The following is a 15,024-nucleotide window of genomic DNA, read 5'->3' on the forward strand; positions in this document are numbered from 1 at the left end:
GTGGACGTCGGAGAAGCCGCGGCGGCTCTGCGCGCCGCCCACGTGGCCGACGGCTACTACTGGATCGAGGGCGTCCACGAACCGACCCCCACACCCCCAGACTTCGTCTACCTGCGCAGGACCGAGGACGGGGCGTGGGAGGTCGGAACGTACGAGCGAGGCGCGCACCACCCCCTCGCCCGGCACGCGGACGAGGCGGCGGCCTGCGCCCACCTGCTACACCAGTTGATCTGACCGTGCGTCGCGCTACCGGGCAGTCGGCAGCAGGCCGAGGGCGGCCTCCGGTCCGCTCTCGGCCTCGCAGGCGTCCACGCCGTGCGCGTCCCACGCGGGGAACGGATCGTACGACGGGACCTCCTCGCCATCGGCAAGCAGACACCGTTCCAGAGCCGCGCGCAGTTCCCGGGCGCGCAGGTCGACGCCGATGAAGACGAGCTCCTGGCCTTGCATGTCGTCCGTGGTGCGCGCCCCCGAGGGCTCGAAGCGGGCGACGGAGCCCGCCTGTGACCACAGCCCGGTGATCCTGGGCCGGCTCGCCAGCCAGAAGAACCCCTTGGAGCGCAGAATCCGCCCGAAGCCGCCGCTGTCCATCTCCTCCGTGACGAAGGACCACAGGCGGCCGGGGTGGAAGGGCCGGCGGGCGCGGAACACCGTGCTGGAGATCCCGTACTCCTCGGTCTCCGGCACGTGGTCACCGTTCAGTTCCCGCACCCAGCCGGGTGCCTGCTGGGCGCGCTCCAGGTCGAACAGGCCGGTGTCGAGGACCTGGGCGAGCTCCACCCGCCCCCGGGTGGCGGGCACGATGCGGGCGAGCGGGTTGAGGCGCGCGAGGGTGGCCGTGAGCCGGTCGGCGCTCTCCGCGTCGACAAGATCGAGCTTGTTGAGGACGATGACGTCGGCGAATTCGACCTGGTCCATCAGGAGGTCGCTGACGGTGCGCTCGTCGTCCTCGTACTGATCCAGGCCGCGCTCCACCAGGCCGTCACCGGCGGACAGTTCCGCAAGGAAGTTCGCGGCGTCGACCACCGTCACCATCGTGTCGAGGCGGGCGAGGTCGCCGAGCGTCGCGCCGTCGTCGCGCGGGAACGCGAACGTCGCGGCCACCGGCATCGGCTCCGAGATGCCGCTGGACTCGATGAGGAGATGGTCGAAGCGGCCCTCGGAGGCCAGCCGGCCGACCTCTTCGAGCAGGTCGTCGCGGAGCGTGCAGCAGATGCAGCCGTTGGTCAGCTCGACCAGGCGCTCCTCGGTGCGCGACAGCGCGGCCTCGCCGCCGCGCACCAGGGCGGCGTCGATGTTGATCTCACTCATGTCGTTCACGATCACCGCGACGCGCAGGCCCGCGCGGTTGGCGAGAACGTGGTTGAGCAGCGTCGTCTTGCCCGCGCCGAGGAAGCCGGACAGGACGGTCACGGGCAGCCGGCCGGCCGTCGCGGGTCGTGCGTGCGTCATGTGCGTCAGCTCTCCGGGCGCAGCAGACCGCGCTCGTACGCCTTGACCAGGCGCTGCGGCACCATGTGCGGCACGCCGTCGACGGTGACGGGCACCAGCTGCGGGGTGGTGGCCTTCCACTGGGCGCGACGGTGCCGGGTGTTGCTGCGCGACATCTTCCGCTTCGGTACGGCCATGAGGTCCTCCTGGTGGGGTGCGGGGGTGCGGGGGTGCGGGGGTGCGGGGGTGCGGGGGTGCGGGGGAGGCCCGCACGGCAACGCTATATGAAAATGAAACCCATTAACAACTTGCCCGGCTTCCGGGGTGCGGCGACTCCGGCCCGACCCTCGGTTGACCCTCACGTCACGTCAGGCTGCAGGCTGTGCGTCGACGAAAGGCGAGGTCCATGAGTTACACCGTCGGTCAGGTCGCCGGTTTCGCGGGGGTCACCGTCCGCACGCTGCACCACTACGACCGGGCCGGGCTGCTCACGCCCGGCGAACGCAGCCCCAGCGGCTACCGCCTCTACGGCGACGCCGATCTCGCCCGGCTGCAACAGATCCTCTTCTATCGCGAACTCGGCTTCGCCCTCGACGAGATAGCCGAGATCCTGGCCGACCCCCAGGCCAACGCCCTCGCCCAGCTCAAGGCCAGGCGCCGGGCGCTGCGCGAGCAGATCGACAAGCTGGAGCGCCTGGTGGAGGTCGCCGAGCGGGCAATGGAGGTGCAGCAGACCGGGGTGAGTCTCAGTCCCCAGGAGCGGTTCGAGGTGTTCGGCGAGATCACCTTCGACCTGAGCTACGCCACTGAGGCCGAACTGAAGTGGCAGGACAGCGCGGGCCATCGCGCGGCCATGAAAAGTGCCGCCGACCACTCCAAGGAGGACTGGGCGCGGCTCATGAGCGAGGCCGCGCTGTGGCGGGAGGGGCTGCTCGCCGCCTTCGACGCGGGGGAGCCCGCGGACGGCGCGCGAGCGCGGGAACTGGCCGAGGCCCACCGGCAGCACATCTCCCGCTGGTTCACGCCGTGCCCGCCCGAGATGCATCTGCGCATCGCGGACGACTTCGCCACGGACCCCCGCGCCTTCGCCCTCGTCGTGCCACCGCCCCAGCAGCGACCGGGGCTCGCCGCGTATCTGCGTACGGCGGTGGAAGCGAATGCCGGTGCTGGCTGCCGCGACATCCGCGCTGGCGCCAGCGCTTGTGCCGATGCCGACGGTGAGGCCCGCGTCAGGTCTCGGGCTGCTCGTGACGCCGCGGTAAACCCTGACGCTAAACCTGAGGGTGAGGCTGCCGCTCCCTCGCCCGCCATCCTCTGCACCCCCTCCACCCCCTCCACCTCCTCTGCCCCCTCTGCTCCCAAAGGAAGCCGATGACGCGCATCTTGATCGCTGCGGCCGGTTCGTACGGCGATGTCGCCCCCTACACCGGTCTGGGCTTCCGGCTCCGCGAAGCCGGTTACGACGTCGCACTCGCCACGCACGGCACCTTCGCGCCGCTCGTCGAGGCCGCGGGCCTGAGGTTCCGCGAGCTGCCCGCCGACTCCGGCGGCCGGCAGGGCGCGGGCGGGCGCAAGGAGCTCATGCGGGCGGCCTCCGTCTTCGTCCGCGACCTCGGCGGCGGCCTGGTCGACGCGGCCGTGCGGGGCGCGGACCTGCTGGTGCTCTCCACCACCACGGCGCCGCTCGGCTGGCACCTGGCCGAGGCGATGGGCGTGCCGACGCTGGGGGCGTACCTCCAACCCACGCATCCCACGAGAGAGTTCCCGCCCGTCATCGGCGGCACGCGGTCGCTCGGCGGCTTCGGGAACCGTGCCCTCGGCGGCTTTTCCCTGCGCATGGTCGACCGGGTCTACGCCGACGCGGTGCGTGCCTTGCGCGCCCGTCTCTCCCTGCCCGCCACCGCGCCCCGTGTGATGCGCGCCCGGCAGGAGCGGGCGGGCCTGCCGGTGCTGCACGGCTTCAGCCCGGCCGTGGTACCGCGGCCGGCGGACTGGCGCGCCGGACTCGACGTCGTCGGCAACTGGTGGCCGCACCACGATCCCGAGAACCCGCTCCCGCCGGAACTCGACGACTTCCTGCGGGCCGGGCCGCCGCCGGTGTTCATCGGATTCGGCAGCATGGCGGCGGGGGAGGGCGAGCGGCTGAGCGAGATCGCGGTGACGGCGCTGCGCGCGGCCGGGCTGCGAGGCGTGCTGCAGGCGGGCCGGGCCGGGCTCGCCGCGTCCGGCGACGACATCCTCACCGTCGGCGAGGTGCCGCACGCGCTGCTGTTCCCCCGGGTGGCGGCCGTGGTGCACCACGCGGGGGCCGGGACGTCGGCGGCCGCGCTGCGTGCGGGTGTCCCCGCCGTCCCCGTGCCGGTCACCGCGGACCAGCCCTTCTGGGCGGCTCGGCTCGCCTCCTTGGGAGCGGCGGCCGATCTGATCCCGTTCAGGCAGCTCACCGCACCCCGCCTCGCCGAGGCGCTCGGCCGCGCGGTGCGCGAAGACGCGTACGGGCGGGCCGCCGACCGCCTTGCGAGGGTGATGGCGACGGAGGACGGCGCCGGGGAGGTGGTGAAGGCCGTCGAGCGGATCCTTCAGCCGGCGCCTTGTCCGTAACGATCACTTTCCTTGCAAGGGTCAGCCTCCCTGCAACGGTCAAGCTCCCCGCAACGGTCACCTTCCCGGTGGCAGTCGCCTTCCGGGGCAGGCGGGCGGCCGGCTCGCGGGCCCCGGCCAGAATCAGGGGCGCCCCGTCGGCGGCACCTCCTCCCCGGCGGGCACGGGCCCCGGAGGCGTGCCGTCGCCGAACGGGCGGCCGCCCAGCTGCTCCCGGTGATGCGGCGTCAGCCACCCGGAGAGGTCAGGGCCCAGCGGCACGATGCCCGTCGGATTGATGCCGGTGTGTACTTCGTAGTAGTGCCGCTTGATGTGGTCGAAGTCGATGGTGTCGCCGAAGCCGGGGGTCTGGAACAGATCCCTGGCGTACGCCCACAGGACCGGGTCCTCGGCCAGCTTCCAGCGGTTGCACTTGAAGTGGCCGTGATAGACCGCGTCGAACCGCACCAGCGTGCTGAACAGCCGGATGTCCGCTTCCGTGATCGTGTCCCCGACGAGGTACCGGCGGGTCGCCAGGCGCTCGGAGGTGAGCTCGAGGCGGCGGAAGACATCGCGGCACGCCATTTCGTACGTGGACTGGTCCGGGGCGAAACCCGCGCGGTACACGCCGTTGTTGACGTCGCGGTAGATGCCTTCCATGACAGTGTCGATCTCGTCGCGCAGCGGCTCGGGGTAGAGGTCCGGCGCGCCCTCCCGATGCAGGGCGGTCCACTCCGTGGCGAAGTCCAGCGTGATCTGCTGGTAGTCGTTCGTGACGAGCTTGCCGCTCGGGACGTCCACGACGGCGGGGACGCTGACGCCGCCCGGATAGCCGCTCTCACGGGCCTCGTACGCCTCGCTGAGGAAGCGGATGCCGAGGACCGGGTCGCGGTCGTCGGGATCGAGGGTGAACCGCCAGCTCCGGTCGTCCTGGATCGGATCCGTGACGGCCAGGGAGAGCGCGCTCTCCAGGCCGAGCAGCCGGCGCGCGACGAGCGCCCGGCCGGCCCATGGGCAGGCCCGGCTCACCACCAGGCGATAGCGGCCCGCCTCGACCGGCCAGCCGTCTCCGCCGTCCCCGCCGTCCGCCGTGATGCGGTCGGCGAAGTGGCTCTTGGAACGCTTGAACTCCTTGTGCCCGTACGAGGCGTTGCCCTGCTCGGCGCTCATGACTGGCTCCCTTCCCGCGCGCGGGAGCGGGGCATCGGGGTCCGCCCCGCGGACGGCTCCGGATCGGCGGCTCGCGGGGGCGGCGCGAGATCGTAGATCCGGTCGATGAGCCCTGCTTCGTTGCCCGCGAGGCCCGCGCGGCGCAGCGCTTCGTCGGCCTCCGCGATCGGCCCCGCGAGCAGCGTCGCCGCGGCCACGGGGGAGACCGACGCGGAGTCGGAGAGCGCGGCGCGCGCCGTGTGCAGCAGGCGCAAGCAGGCCTGTGCGGCGAGCAGTTCCTCGGACGTCGTGCCGGTCATGTCGAGCGACTCCTCTGCGCTGGGTGCGTGGTCGGCATCGGGGGATGCCGTCTCCACTCTCGCGCACGGGTCTGACAATTGGCCCCTATGCCGCCCGGGCGCGGCGGGTGAGCCGCAGGGTGAGGCCGTCCGGCATGAGGGTGAGCCGCTCGGCGACGCGCAGCCGGTAGCCCGGATCGGCGTGCAGGTCGTAGCGGCGCAGCAGCAGGCCGAGCACCAAGGTCGCCTCGTGCAGTGCGAACTGACGTCCGATGCAGGCGCGTGCTCCCGTGCCGAACGGCTTGAAGACGTGGGGAGGCCGTCCGCGTACGGCCGAAGGGGCGAACCGGTCGGGGTCGAACTCCTCGGGACGCTCGCCCCACGCCGCGGGATCCCGGTGCAGCATCGTCGCGAGGACCAGAGCCCACGCGCCGCGGCGCATCGGGTGGACGCCGCCGAGCGTGGTGTCGACGCGGGCCTCGCGGGCGAACCCCGGAGCGGTCGGCCACAGCCGCAGCGACTCGTCGAGCACCCGGCGCACGTACCGCAACTTGGCCACCTGTTCGTACGCGGGTTCCCCCTCGGAGCCCCACACCTCGTCGACCTCCGCCCGCGCGCGGGCGAGCACTTCCGGAGAGCGTGACAGGTAGTGCAGCGCGAACGACAGCGCGCCGGACGTCGTCTCGTGGCCGGCGACAAGGAACGTGATGACCTGGCGGCGGATGTTCTCCGGAGTGAGCCGCTCGCCGGTCTCCGGGTGGGCGACCTCCAGCATGCGGTCGAGCAGATCCCCCTGGCCGCCCGACCCCGAGCCGGGGGTGGCCCGACGAGCCGCGATCACCGCGTCGACCGTGCGGTTGAGGTAGGCCATGTCGGCGTCGTTGCGCCGCCCGGCGCCGCGCAGCACCAGCGGGGTCAGCAGAGGCGGCACGACGTTGCGGCGCTGGGCGAAGGAGAGCGTGCCCACCATCGCCGACACGAACGGGTGCGGCGCCGAGCGCTCGAAGGAGCCGAAGTCGTGGCCGAAACCGGTGCGGGCGATCGTCTCCAGCGTCAGCTTGGTCATGTCGCCCGGCACGTCCACCGCCCGGCCCGCCGTCTCGCGTTCGTCCCAGCGGGCGGTCAGCTGCCGGGCGACGTCCAGCATCAACGGGTGGTAACCCGCCATCGCCTCGCGGCTGAACCCCGGCGCGAGGATGTCGTGCGCGAGCTGCCAGTTGGGCTCGTGGTTGTACGCGGTGAAGAGCCCGTCGCCCGCCACCGGACGGAGGTTGGCGACGCCGAGGCCCACGTGCTTGGCGAACCTCGACTCGTCGGCCATGTCGGCGGCGAACTCGGCGCCCCACACGAAGACGAACTCCTTGCCGAACGCCTTGCGCCGGAATATGGGGCCGAGTCTGCGGGCCAGCTTCATCGAATCCTGCAGCGGCGTGCGGACGTTGGCGCCGAGGATGTCGCCGAGCAGCGGCAGGCGGTGCGGCGGGTGCGGGATGCGGTGCAGCTCGGGCCAGCCGAGCTCGGCGCTGCGGAACCCCTTCGGGGGAGCAGGGGGCGCGGGCCGCCCGTCCGGACTGTCCGCCGCCGCGGACCGCGTCGTCTGCGCCATCTGCCCATCTCCCTTGTCCGACGGGCCCGTTGGGCCTGTTGTACGTGGATTCAATAGGAGCTCCCAGTGTGGTACCGCTATTGAATTCGCGTCAAGTAAGGTGCCTGCATGGCCGCGAACCCCCAGGAGCGCACGCGCCGCAGACTGAGCACCGAGGAGCGGCGCGAGCAGCTGCTCTCGGTCGGGGCGCGGCTCTTCGCGCAGAAGCCCTACGACGATGTGTGGATCGAGCGGGTGGCCGAGATCGCAGGCGTCTCGCGGGGCCTCCTGTACCACTACTTCCCGACCAAACGGGACTTCTTCGCCGCCGTGGTGCATCGAGAGAGCGAGCGCATGCTGCGCCTGACGGCGGCGGTGCCGGGGCTGCCGGTGCATGAGCAGGTCAGCGCCGGCCTCGATGCGTTCCTCGGGTACGTGGAGAGTCACGCGCAGGGCTTCCGCGCCTTCCACCGGGCCGAGGCCGCGGGCGACCCGCTGGTCCGCGAGGTCTACCGCAAGGGCCTCGCGGCCCAGGAGCGGCAGATCCTCGCCGCCCTGGCCGCGGACCCGTGCACTGCGGACATCACACGGGACGTGCCCGCACTGCGCCTCGCGGTGCGGGGCTGGCTCGCCTTCATGGTGGCGGTGTGCCTGGAGTGGCTGGAGGAGCCCGATCTGACACGGGAACAGGTGCGTGACCTGTGCGCCAAGGCGCTATTGGGCGCCATCACGCGCTGAGGCGGAGCACATCGCGCAGCCGGGCGGCGCTCGTGAAGAGGTGGCCTGCCACGCCGACGGCCTCGGCGGCGCGGATGTTCTCCTCGCGGTCGTCCACGAAGAGGACGCAGCCCGGCTCGGTGTCCAGCGCGTCCAGGCACCACTGGTAGGCGCCGGATTCGGGCTTGGCGTGGCCGATGCGGCAGGAGAAGGCGCGCACCTGGAAGTGCCCGAGCCACGAATGCCGCTCTTCGTAGTGGGCCGCCAGCTCCTCCGGAATGTTGGAGAGCAGGGCGATCGGCCGGCCGGCCGCCGCGAGTTCCTCGATCAGCGCGACCATGGTCTCGTCGACGCCGCTCCAGCTGGCCAGGTCGGCCTCGACGAGCCGCGCGACCCGGGCCTCGTCGAAGTCGGTGCCGAGCGCGTCGGCCACCCGCGCCCAGTACTCGGCGCCGGTCACGTCCCCGCGGTCGTACGGCTGCCGCAGCGCCCAGTAAGCATCCCAGAAGGCCTGTTCGGACCCGCCCGCTATACGCGCAAGCCGGGTCTTGCCGTCCTCGGACTGGTGGTGCGCGATGACGCCGAACATGTCGAAGAGCACGACGTCGTGGGCGGTGGCGGTGGCGGTGGCGGTGAGGGTGGCTGCCTGCCGGGCGGCAGGCGCGGCTGTGGGCTGAGGGCTGCGGCTCATGGGGTCACACCTTTCGTACGGTCACGCCCGCGGCGGCCAGCGCGTCGGTCTCCTCGTCCGGCGCCGCGTCGTCCGTGACGACGGCGTGCAGGGCGGTGGCCGAGGCGACGAAGGCCAGGGCGGTACGGGAGAGTTTGGCGGCGTCCGCGACCGCGATCACCCGGCGGGCCGAACCGATCGCGGCACGCTTGACCGCCGCGTCGTCCAGGTCGTAGGCGGTCAGGCCGTCCGCCGCGGAGAGTCCGCAGCATCCGATCACGGCCGTGTCGAAGCGCAGGGCGGCCAGGGACGCCGTGGTCAGCGGGCCGGTGAGGGCCAGCTCGCCCGGGCGGGGCCGGCCGCCGGGCACCAGCAGCGTCACGTCCGGCCCGCCCGTGAGGGCGTTCACCGCGTGCAGTGACAGCGGCATCACGGTCAGGCGTCGGTGCTCCAGCGCGCGGGCGACCTCCAGGCAGGTGGTGCCGCTGTCGACGACGACGGACTCCCCGTCGGCGATCAGCCCGGCCACCGCGGCGGCGATGCGCCGCTTGCCCGCGAGGCCCTCCTGCTCCCGCAGCGCGAAAGGCGGTTCCTCACCGCGCAGCAGCAGGCTCCTCGCGCCGCCGCGGTAGCGCTCGAGCACGCCCTGCTCGGCGAGGACCTCGAGGTCACGGCGGATGGTCATTTCGGAGGCGCCGGTGAGTCCGGCGAGTTCCGCGACGCCGATCCGTCCCGCCTCGCGCACGGCGTCGGTGATCTGCCTCAGTCGATCTGTACTGGCCACACCCAAGTCAAACATTCATCGTGTTCGATAAGCAAGCTTCCGAACATGGCTGATGTTCGTTATGTTCGAAGTCATGGACAGAACCTTGCGGGCCGGCCGAGTGGCCACCTTCGCCTACTTCGCGCTGAACGGCTTCCTCATGGGCATGTGGATCGTCCACATCCCCGCCGTCGGAGACCGCGCGGGGATCAGCCACGCCGCGCTCGGCTGGCTCCTGCTGCTGCTCGGAGCGGGCGCATTCGTGGGCATGCAGATCGTCGGGCCGCTCACCGACCGGCTCGGCGCCCGCACTGTCGTACCGGTCAGCGCGGCCCTGTGCGCCGGGGCCCTGGTCCTGTCGGGGCTCGCCACGGACGTATGGACGCTGGGCATGGCACTGCTGGCGCTGGGCTTCGGCAACGGCTGTCTGGACGTCAGCATGAACGCCCACGCCGTACAGGTCGAACGGCACTACCGACGACCCGTCATGTCCGCCTTCCACGCCACGTTCTCCATCGGCGGCGTCCTCGCCGCCCTGCTCGGCGCCGGCACCTTGAGCCGGGGCTGGAGCCCGGCGGCGACGCTCGGCGCGGTGGCGCTGCTCGGCCTCGCGGCCGCCGCGCTCTCCGCTCCCGCGCTGCTGCGGTCCGAGCCCCCGGCCCCGCACATGGCGGCGGCAGCGGAGGAGCCCGCGACGTCCCGCCGCTCAACTCCCCGGCGGATCTGGGCACTCGCGGCCCTCGCCTTCATGCTCATGCTCTGCGAGGGCGTGGCCAACGACTGGAGTGTGCTGCAGCTGCGCGACGTCCTGGACGCGCCCGCGGCGACCGCCGCGCTCGCCTACGGCGCCTTCGCCACGGCCATGACCGTCGGCCGCCTGCTCGCCGACCGGGTGGCCGCGCGGTTCGGCCCGGTGGCGATCCTCCGCCACGGTGCGACCGTGGCCGCGCTCGGTCTGACGGTGGCGGCCCTGTCACCCTGGATCCTGCCGGCCCTCATCGGCTGGACCGTGTTCGGCGCCGGGCTCTCCGGGTGCATCCCGCAGCTCTTCAGCGCCGCGGGCCACGCGGATCGCGACGCGGCGGGGGCCAATGTGTCCCGCGTCGCGGGCCTCGGCTACCTCGGCATGCTCGCGGGCCCCGCGGTCATCGGCCCGCTGACCCACCTCATGCCGCTCAACCTCACGTTCTTCCTGCCGGTGGCCTTCTGTGCGATCGCGGCCTGCACGGCGGGCGTCCTGCGGGACCAGCGCCAGGATCAGGAAGCGGCGAAACCCGTCCTGAAGTGATGCGGGAGCGTGCGGCGGGACTTGGCGGTGGACAGGTGCTTCCCCGGCCCACGCAGGCAAGCGCGGGCCCGGGGTCCGCTGTCAGAGGCGCGTGCGACGATCAAGCGCATGGAATTCGGATATGAGGTGCCGCCGACATGGTGACCCTCGCACGCTCCTCGCTTCTCATGGCCTTCGGGACCGTGGTCTCCCGCGCCACGGGCCTGATCCGGCAGGTCCTCCAGGGCGCGGCCCTCGGCACCGGCCTCCTCGCCACCACGTACAACACCGCCAACACCGTCCCCACCAGCCTCTACACCCTGCTGATCGGCGGTGCGCTGAATGCCGTCCTGGTGCCCCAACTGGTGCGCGCCCGGGCGAACGACGCCGACGGCGGGACGGCCTTCGAGCAGCGCCTCATCACGCTGGTCGTCTGCGTCCTCGGTGTCGGCACGGCCCTCGCGGTGTGGGCGGCCCCGCAGATCGTCGCGCTCTACATGCGAGACACGCCGGCCACCCACGAGGCCTTCCAGCTCACCGTGGTCTTCGCGCGCTTCCTGCTGCCGCAGATCTTCTTCTACGGGCTCTTCGGCATACTCGGCCAAGTCCTGAACGCCCGCGAGAAGTTCGGGGCGATGATGTGGACCCCGGTTCTGAACAACGTGGTGCTCGTCGCCATGTTCGGCGCCTACCTGAGCCTGATGACCGTGCCCGACAGCGTCCAAGGGATCACCGCCGACCAGGTCAGGCTCCTCGGGATCGGCACCACCTGCGGCATCGCCCTGCAGGCCCTCGCTCTCGTGCCGTTCGTGCGGGCCGCCGGCCTGCGCCTGCGGCCACGCTTCGACTGGCGCGGCACCGGCCTCGGCAGGAGCGTCAGGGCCGCCCGCTGGACGCTGCTGCTCGTCCTCGCCAACCAGGTCGCGCTGACCGTCGTCACGAACTACGCCAACGCCGCCGACCAGCGCCTGCCGCACGCCGGCGCCGGCTACACGGCGTACTCGTACGCACAGACCATCTGGCTCCTGCCCCAGTCCATCGTCACCGTCTCCCTGGTGACCGCGCTGCTGCCCCGGATGAGCAAGGCCGCGGCGGAGGGCCGCACCGCCGACCTGCGCGGTGAGCTGTCCCGCGCGCTGCGCGTCACAGGGACGGTGATCGTGCCGGCCGGGTTCTTCTTCCTCGCCTTCGGGCCGCAGACCGCCGAACTGCTCTTCGCCCACGGCGCCTCCGACGCCGCGGCCACCGAACCGCTCGGCCATATGCTCCAGGCGTTCGGCCTGGGCCTCATCCCCTTCTCCGCGCAGTACCTCCTGCTCCGCGGCTTCTACGCCTACGAGGACACCCGCACCCCGTTCTGGATGGCGGTCTGGGTGGCGAGCGTGAACATAGCCCTGGCCACCGCCTGCCACCTGCTGCTGCCCGCGCGCTGGGCCGTCACCGGCATGGCCGCCGCCTACACGCTCTCGTACGCCGTGGGCTTGCTGCTCACCGCGCGGCTGCTGCGCCGCCGTCTCGGGGGATACCTCGACGGACGCCGCCTGGTCCGCACCTACGGCAAGTTGACCCTGGCCTCCGGCCTGGCCGGAGCCCTCGGCTGGGCCGCCGCCCGCGCGGGCGGCGAGACCTCGCTCACCGGCACGGCGGCGACGGCTCTCGGTCTGGCGGCCGGCGGTGTGACGATGGTGGCGGGTTACCTCGCGCTCGCCCGGCTGCTGAGGATAGGGGAGCTGCGCATGCTGCGCCGGTGACCGGCGACTGACCGAACCACCGGCTCCGGGTACGCGCCCGGAGCCGGTGGGGTTTCGCGGGCTAGTGCGGGACCGGGCACACCCCTGAGCCCGAGGCGACCGAGTTGTAGTTGGGCGCGGCCATCGGAGTCGTCGTGTTGCTGCCGAGCTGGATGAGGATCTCGTCGGACAGCAGGTCCTGCTGGCCCTTCAGCGCGTCGGCGACCTTCGTGTCCTTGGGGAAGACCATCTCGGCGGCGATGTTGTCCTGCACGATCCGCGCGAGGTTGTCGAGCGCGGTGAAGACCGGGTCCGCCGGCGGCTCCAGGCCGGGCAGGTCGATCAGGTGGGTGGCGACCTTCGCCGCGTTCATGCAGTCCTTGATGATGATGGTGTTCTGGTTGAGGACGCTCGTCGTCCACTGCGAAAGGACCACGCAGTACAGGTCGGCCCACGCCTCTTCACCGACCTTGGCACGCCAGGTCTTCATGATGTCCTGCACGCCCTTGATCTGGGCCTGCGAGGCGTGCTCCATGTTGGTGCGGATGTCGGGGTAGACGCTGCCGGAGAAGGTCACGAAGGACGCCATGTCGAACTTCTTGGCCGAGACCGAGGCGCTGATGAACTTCTGGGCACCGTCGAGGATGTTGCCGCACGAGGTGGTCAGGGCCGTGGGCAGACCGGCGGAGGCGAGCTGGCGGCGGGCCGTGGCGAGTTTGGCGGCGTACGCCTGCAGCGGCTCGATCCACGCCGTGGACGTGTTGCTGTTGAACGCCACCATGACGAGGTCGTGGGCGTCGATGCGGTTGGCGTTCGGCAGGTTCGGCACCTTGTTCGCCAGGTAGGAGGCGATCACGGAGAAGATGCCGAGCGGGACGTGAGCGATGGACTTCGCCAGCTCGAACGTCTCCGACACGGGATTGGCGGACTGCTGTCCGTCCTTGGTCACCAGGGTGAACCGGCCCCCCTTGGCGTCGTTCTGCACGACGACCACCGGGGAGAGGTGTTTGATCAACTCTTTTTTCAGAACGGCGTAGTTGTCGCGCATTCCGGCGTTGACGGCGAGCATCGAGGCTCGCGCCGTCGTCTGGCTCACGGCCTCTGTGACGGTGCTGTCCGCCGCGGTGGCCGCGGAGCTCGGGGATGCCGAGTAGCCGAGCAGGGCCGCCGTACCGACACCGGTAGCGCCGCCTATGAATCCTCTGCGGGTAGCCATCTTCGTTTTCTCCATTGCGTTGTGCTGATCTGTTTCTGGTGGCTTTTCGATGTGGGGATCGAATTCATGGGGGGACCTTCGGGTTGGGGGGATGGGAGGTGAGGGGTGGGGTGGGGATGAGGGGTGTGGGGTGTGGGGCTTTGGAGGAGGGCGCGGGATGTCGCGCCCGTCGGCGGGGAAGGAACCGGAGTTCCTTCCCCGCCGAAGACAGTGGCCGGGACGGCTACTTGATGTCGCTCTGCTGGGGGACCACGACGCCGAAGCGGTCCTGGATCGTGGCGAGCGCGGACTCGTGCACCTGCTTGGCGGGGATGCCGTTGGGGTTGCCCTTGACCGGCAGCGGCCGGGTCGCGGAGGCGTCGCCCACCACGGTCGGGTTGTAGCCGTTGTAGACGGCTCCCTCGGTGGTGAACAGGGTGCACATGTGGGTCATGAAGCCGGCGATGATGACGTTCTTGCGGCCGGTCTTCTTGAGCTCCGCGTTGAGGTTCGTGTCGTGGAAGCCGTTGGGGACGGCCTTCTCGACGACGGCCTCTCCCTTGGCCGGCTTGAGAGCCGGAATGATCTGTCCGGCCTTCGACTTGAGGTCGTAGCCCTTTTCCACGATGTGGATGACCGGGGTGCCGGCCTTGCGGGCCCGCTCCAGCAGCGCCTTGGTGTTGTCCACCGAATCGCGCCAGCCGGTGAGCTCCATCGGGCCGCCGGTGTAGACGTTCTGGTAGTCGACGAGGACCAGCGCGGCGTTGGACAGCTTCGCCGGGGTCTCGTCGAGCTTCATGATCGTGCGAAGCGTCGTGGTGTCCTTCGCGACGTTCTGCTCGGCGGACGGCGACGGCTTCTTGTCGTTCCGGTCGGTGCGGGCGGCGGCCTCGGTGTCTCCACCGCATGCGGTCACGGTGGCCGCGAGCAGGGCGGCGGCACCCAGGACGACGAGCGAACGCAGCGGCTTCGAATGCAGCGGCTTCGAGTGCAGCGGCTTCATCAGACGATCTCCTTCTGGGAGGCGGTGACGACCCCGTACAGGTCGGCGATGGTGGCGAGGGCGCCCTGGTGCACCTGGTCGGCGGGGACGTCGGTGCCGGCGACGGGCAGCGAGCGGGTGGCGGTGGCATCGGCGGCGACCGTGGGACGGTTGCCGTTCAGAAACGCGCCCTGTGCCGTGAAGGCGACACACATGTGGGTCATCCACCCCGCGATGACGACGTCCTGGCCCTCCTTGAGGTGACTCGCCAGGTCGGTGCCGACGAACGCGTTCGGGACCTGCTTGACGACGACCGGCTCACCCTCGACAGGGGCGACCTTGGGGTGGATCTGGCCGATCTCCGCCCGGATGTCGTACGGGGTTCCCTCCCCGCCGTCGTTGATGACGTGCACGACCATCGTGCCGGCAGCGCGGGCCCGGGCCAGCAGCTGCGCGGCGGCGTCGAGGGACTGCTCCCAGCCGTCGAGCTCCATCACGCCCTGGGTGTAGGTGTTCTGGAAGTCGATCAGGATGAGCGTCGACTCGGCCAGCTTCGCGGGCGCCTGGACGAAGCCGTTCAGCTCGCGCAGCGTGGTCCTGGACATGGGTGTACCGCCTTTGCATCGCGTAGGAGAAACACAGCCCGACCTCGGCCC

General features: G+C 71.3%; 15 protein-coding genes and 1 pseudogene. 6 read left to right on the plus strand and 10 right to left on the minus strand.

Annotated features, from left to right (window positions below; all coding sequences use genetic code 11):
• Entirely contained in the window at positions 1–234 is a 234-nt protein-coding gene (locus ACZ7LU_RS08760; protein ID WP_471916173.1) for a hypothetical protein, read from the plus strand.
• A gap of 12 nt (positions 235–246) precedes the next feature.
• Here ACZ7LU_RS08760 and ACZ7LU_RS08765 read toward each other — a convergent pair whose 3' ends face one another.
• Together ACZ7LU_RS08765 and rpmF are read right to left on the minus strand one after the other, a co-directional pair.
• Positions 247–1,452, minus strand: coding sequence for a GTP-binding protein (locus tag ACZ7LU_RS08765; protein ID WP_471916174.1), 1,206 nt, complete (start codon positions 1,450–1,452; stop codon positions 247–249).
• Positions 1,453–1,457: 5 nt separating this feature from the next.
• Positions 1,458–1,628 (minus strand): 50S ribosomal protein L32, encoded by a 171-nt coding sequence (gene rpmF / locus ACZ7LU_RS08770; RefSeq protein ID WP_398304371.1) that lies wholly within the window; start codon positions 1,626–1,628, stop codon positions 1,458–1,460.
• Positions 1,629–1,837: 209 nt separating this feature from the next.
• Here rpmF and ACZ7LU_RS08775 point away from each other — a divergent pair.
• Positions 1,838–2,593: pseudogene (locus ACZ7LU_RS08775) on the plus strand (MerR family transcriptional regulator); the annotation flags it as partial.
• A gap of 209 nt (positions 2,594–2,802) precedes the next feature.
• Entirely contained in the window at positions 2,803–4,032 is a 1,230-nt protein-coding gene (locus ACZ7LU_RS08780; protein WP_471916175.1) for a glycosyltransferase, read from the plus strand.
• Between the two features lie 123 nt (positions 4,033–4,155).
• Here ACZ7LU_RS08780 and ACZ7LU_RS08785 read toward each other — a convergent pair whose 3' ends face one another.
• The 3 genes from ACZ7LU_RS08785 to ACZ7LU_RS08795 all read right to left on the minus strand — a co-directional run bounded on the left by ACZ7LU_RS08785 (position 4,156) and on the right by ACZ7LU_RS08795 (position 7,065).
• Positions 4,156–5,181, minus strand: coding sequence for a glutathione S-transferase family protein (locus ACZ7LU_RS08785; protein ID WP_471110141.1), 1,026 nt, complete (start codon positions 5,179–5,181; stop codon positions 4,156–4,158).
• Positions 5,178–5,480 (minus strand): hypothetical protein, encoded by a 303-nt coding sequence (locus ACZ7LU_RS08790; protein ID WP_471916176.1) that lies wholly within the window; start codon positions 5,478–5,480, stop codon positions 5,178–5,180. Before ACZ7LU_RS08790 ends, ACZ7LU_RS08785 begins: the two co-directional genes overlap by 4 nt.
• A gap of 85 nt (positions 5,481–5,565) precedes the next feature.
• On the minus strand, positions 5,566–7,065 hold the full coding sequence (locus ACZ7LU_RS08795) for a cytochrome P450 (RefSeq protein ID WP_471916177.1): 1,500 nt from the start codon (positions 7,063–7,065) through the stop codon (positions 5,566–5,568).
• A 108-nt stretch (positions 7,066–7,173) separates the two neighbouring features.
• On the opposite strand from ACZ7LU_RS08795, the gene ACZ7LU_RS08800 reads away from it, so the two are divergent.
• Entirely contained in the window at positions 7,174–7,782 is a 609-nt protein-coding gene (locus ACZ7LU_RS08800) for a TetR/AcrR family transcriptional regulator (protein ID WP_471916178.1), read from the plus strand.
• On the opposite strand, the gene ACZ7LU_RS08805 is transcribed toward ACZ7LU_RS08800, so the two are convergent.
• On the minus strand, positions 7,772–8,452 hold the full coding sequence (locus ACZ7LU_RS08805) for an HAD family hydrolase (protein WP_471916179.1): 681 nt from the start codon (positions 8,450–8,452) through the stop codon (positions 7,772–7,774). The genes ACZ7LU_RS08800 and ACZ7LU_RS08805 overlap by 11 nt on opposite strands.
• 4 nt (positions 8,453–8,456) lie before the next feature.
• Positions 8,457–9,215 carry a DeoR/GlpR family DNA-binding transcription regulator gene (locus ACZ7LU_RS08810; RefSeq protein ID WP_471916180.1) on the minus strand — a complete coding sequence of 253 codons (759 nt, stop codon included), beginning with the start codon at positions 9,213–9,215 and terminating at the stop codon, positions 8,457–8,459.
• Between the two features lie 73 nt (positions 9,216–9,288).
• On the opposite strand from ACZ7LU_RS08810, the gene ACZ7LU_RS08815 reads away from it, so the two are divergent.
• Both ACZ7LU_RS08815 and murJ read left to right on the plus strand, forming a co-directional pair.
• A complete protein-coding gene (locus tag ACZ7LU_RS08815; protein ID WP_471916181.1) occupies positions 9,289–10,482 on the plus strand; it encodes an MFS transporter in 1,194 nt (397 codons plus the stop codon).
• A gap of 137 nt (positions 10,483–10,619) precedes the next feature.
• Positions 10,620–12,212, plus strand: a complete 1,593-nt coding sequence (gene murJ / locus ACZ7LU_RS08820; protein WP_471916182.1) for a murein biosynthesis integral membrane protein MurJ — start codon at positions 10,620–10,622, stop codon at positions 12,210–12,212.
• A 61-nt stretch (positions 12,213–12,273) separates the two neighbouring features.
• Here murJ and ACZ7LU_RS08825 read toward each other — a convergent pair whose 3' ends face one another.
• From ACZ7LU_RS08825 to ACZ7LU_RS08835, 3 genes are all read right to left on the minus strand, one after another.
• A complete protein-coding gene (locus ACZ7LU_RS08825; RefSeq protein WP_471916183.1) occupies positions 12,274–13,407 on the minus strand; it encodes a hypothetical protein in 1,134 nt (377 codons plus the stop codon).
• A 223-nt stretch (positions 13,408–13,630) separates the two neighbouring features.
• Positions 13,631–14,389: a cysteine hydrolase family protein gene (locus tag ACZ7LU_RS08830; RefSeq protein ID WP_471916184.1), complete on the minus strand. Its 759-nt coding sequence runs from the start codon at positions 14,387–14,389 to the stop codon at positions 13,631–13,633.
• Entirely contained in the window at positions 14,389–14,973 is a 585-nt protein-coding gene (locus ACZ7LU_RS08835; protein WP_471916185.1) for an isochorismatase family protein, read from the minus strand. Before ACZ7LU_RS08835 ends, ACZ7LU_RS08830 begins: the two co-directional genes overlap by 1 nt.
• Positions 14,974–15,024 lie beyond the last annotated feature (51 nt).

This window comes from Streptomyces sp. NPDC039462, from assembly GCF_055639375.1.

Coding starts and splice junctions, on each gene's coding strand:
- ACZ7LU_RS08765 (WP_471916174.1), bottom strand. CDS start 1,452: ATGACGCACGCACGACCCGCGACGGCCGGCCGGCTGCCCGTGACCGTC.
- rpmF (WP_398304371.1), bottom strand. CDS start 1,628: ATGGCCGTACCGAAGCGGAAGATGTCGCGCAGCAACACCCGGCACCGT.
- ACZ7LU_RS08780 (WP_471916175.1), top strand. CDS start 2,803: ATGACGCGCATCTTGATCGCTGCGGCCGGTTCGTACGGCGATGTCGCC.
- ACZ7LU_RS08785 (WP_471110141.1), bottom strand. CDS start 5,181: ATGAGCGCCGAGCAGGGCAACGCCTCGTACGGGCACAAGGAGTTCAAG.
- ACZ7LU_RS08790 (WP_471916176.1), bottom strand. CDS start 5,480: ATGACCGGCACGACGTCCGAGGAACTGCTCGCCGCACAGGCCTGCTTG.
- ACZ7LU_RS08795 (WP_471916177.1), bottom strand. CDS start 7,065: ATGGCGCAGACGACGCGGTCCGCGGCGGCGGACAGTCCGGACGGGCGG.
- ACZ7LU_RS08800 (WP_471916178.1), top strand. CDS start 7,174: ATGGCCGCGAACCCCCAGGAGCGCACGCGCCGCAGACTGAGCACCGAG.
- ACZ7LU_RS08805 (WP_471916179.1), bottom strand. CDS start 8,452: ATGAGCCGCAGCCCTCAGCCCACAGCCGCGCCTGCCGCCCGGCAGGCA.
- ACZ7LU_RS08815 (WP_471916181.1), top strand. CDS start 9,289: ATGGACAGAACCTTGCGGGCCGGCCGAGTGGCCACCTTCGCCTACTTC.
- murJ (WP_471916182.1), top strand. CDS start 10,620: ATGGTGACCCTCGCACGCTCCTCGCTTCTCATGGCCTTCGGGACCGTG.
- ACZ7LU_RS08825 (WP_471916183.1), bottom strand. CDS start 13,407: ATGGCTACCCGCAGAGGATTCATAGGCGGCGCTACCGGTGTCGGTACG.
- ACZ7LU_RS08830 (WP_471916184.1), bottom strand. CDS start 14,389: ATGAAGCCGCTGCACTCGAAGCCGCTGCATTCGAAGCCGCTGCGTTCG.
- ACZ7LU_RS08835 (WP_471916185.1), bottom strand. CDS start 14,973: ATGTCCAGGACCACGCTGCGCGAGCTGAACGGCTTCGTCCAGGCGCCC.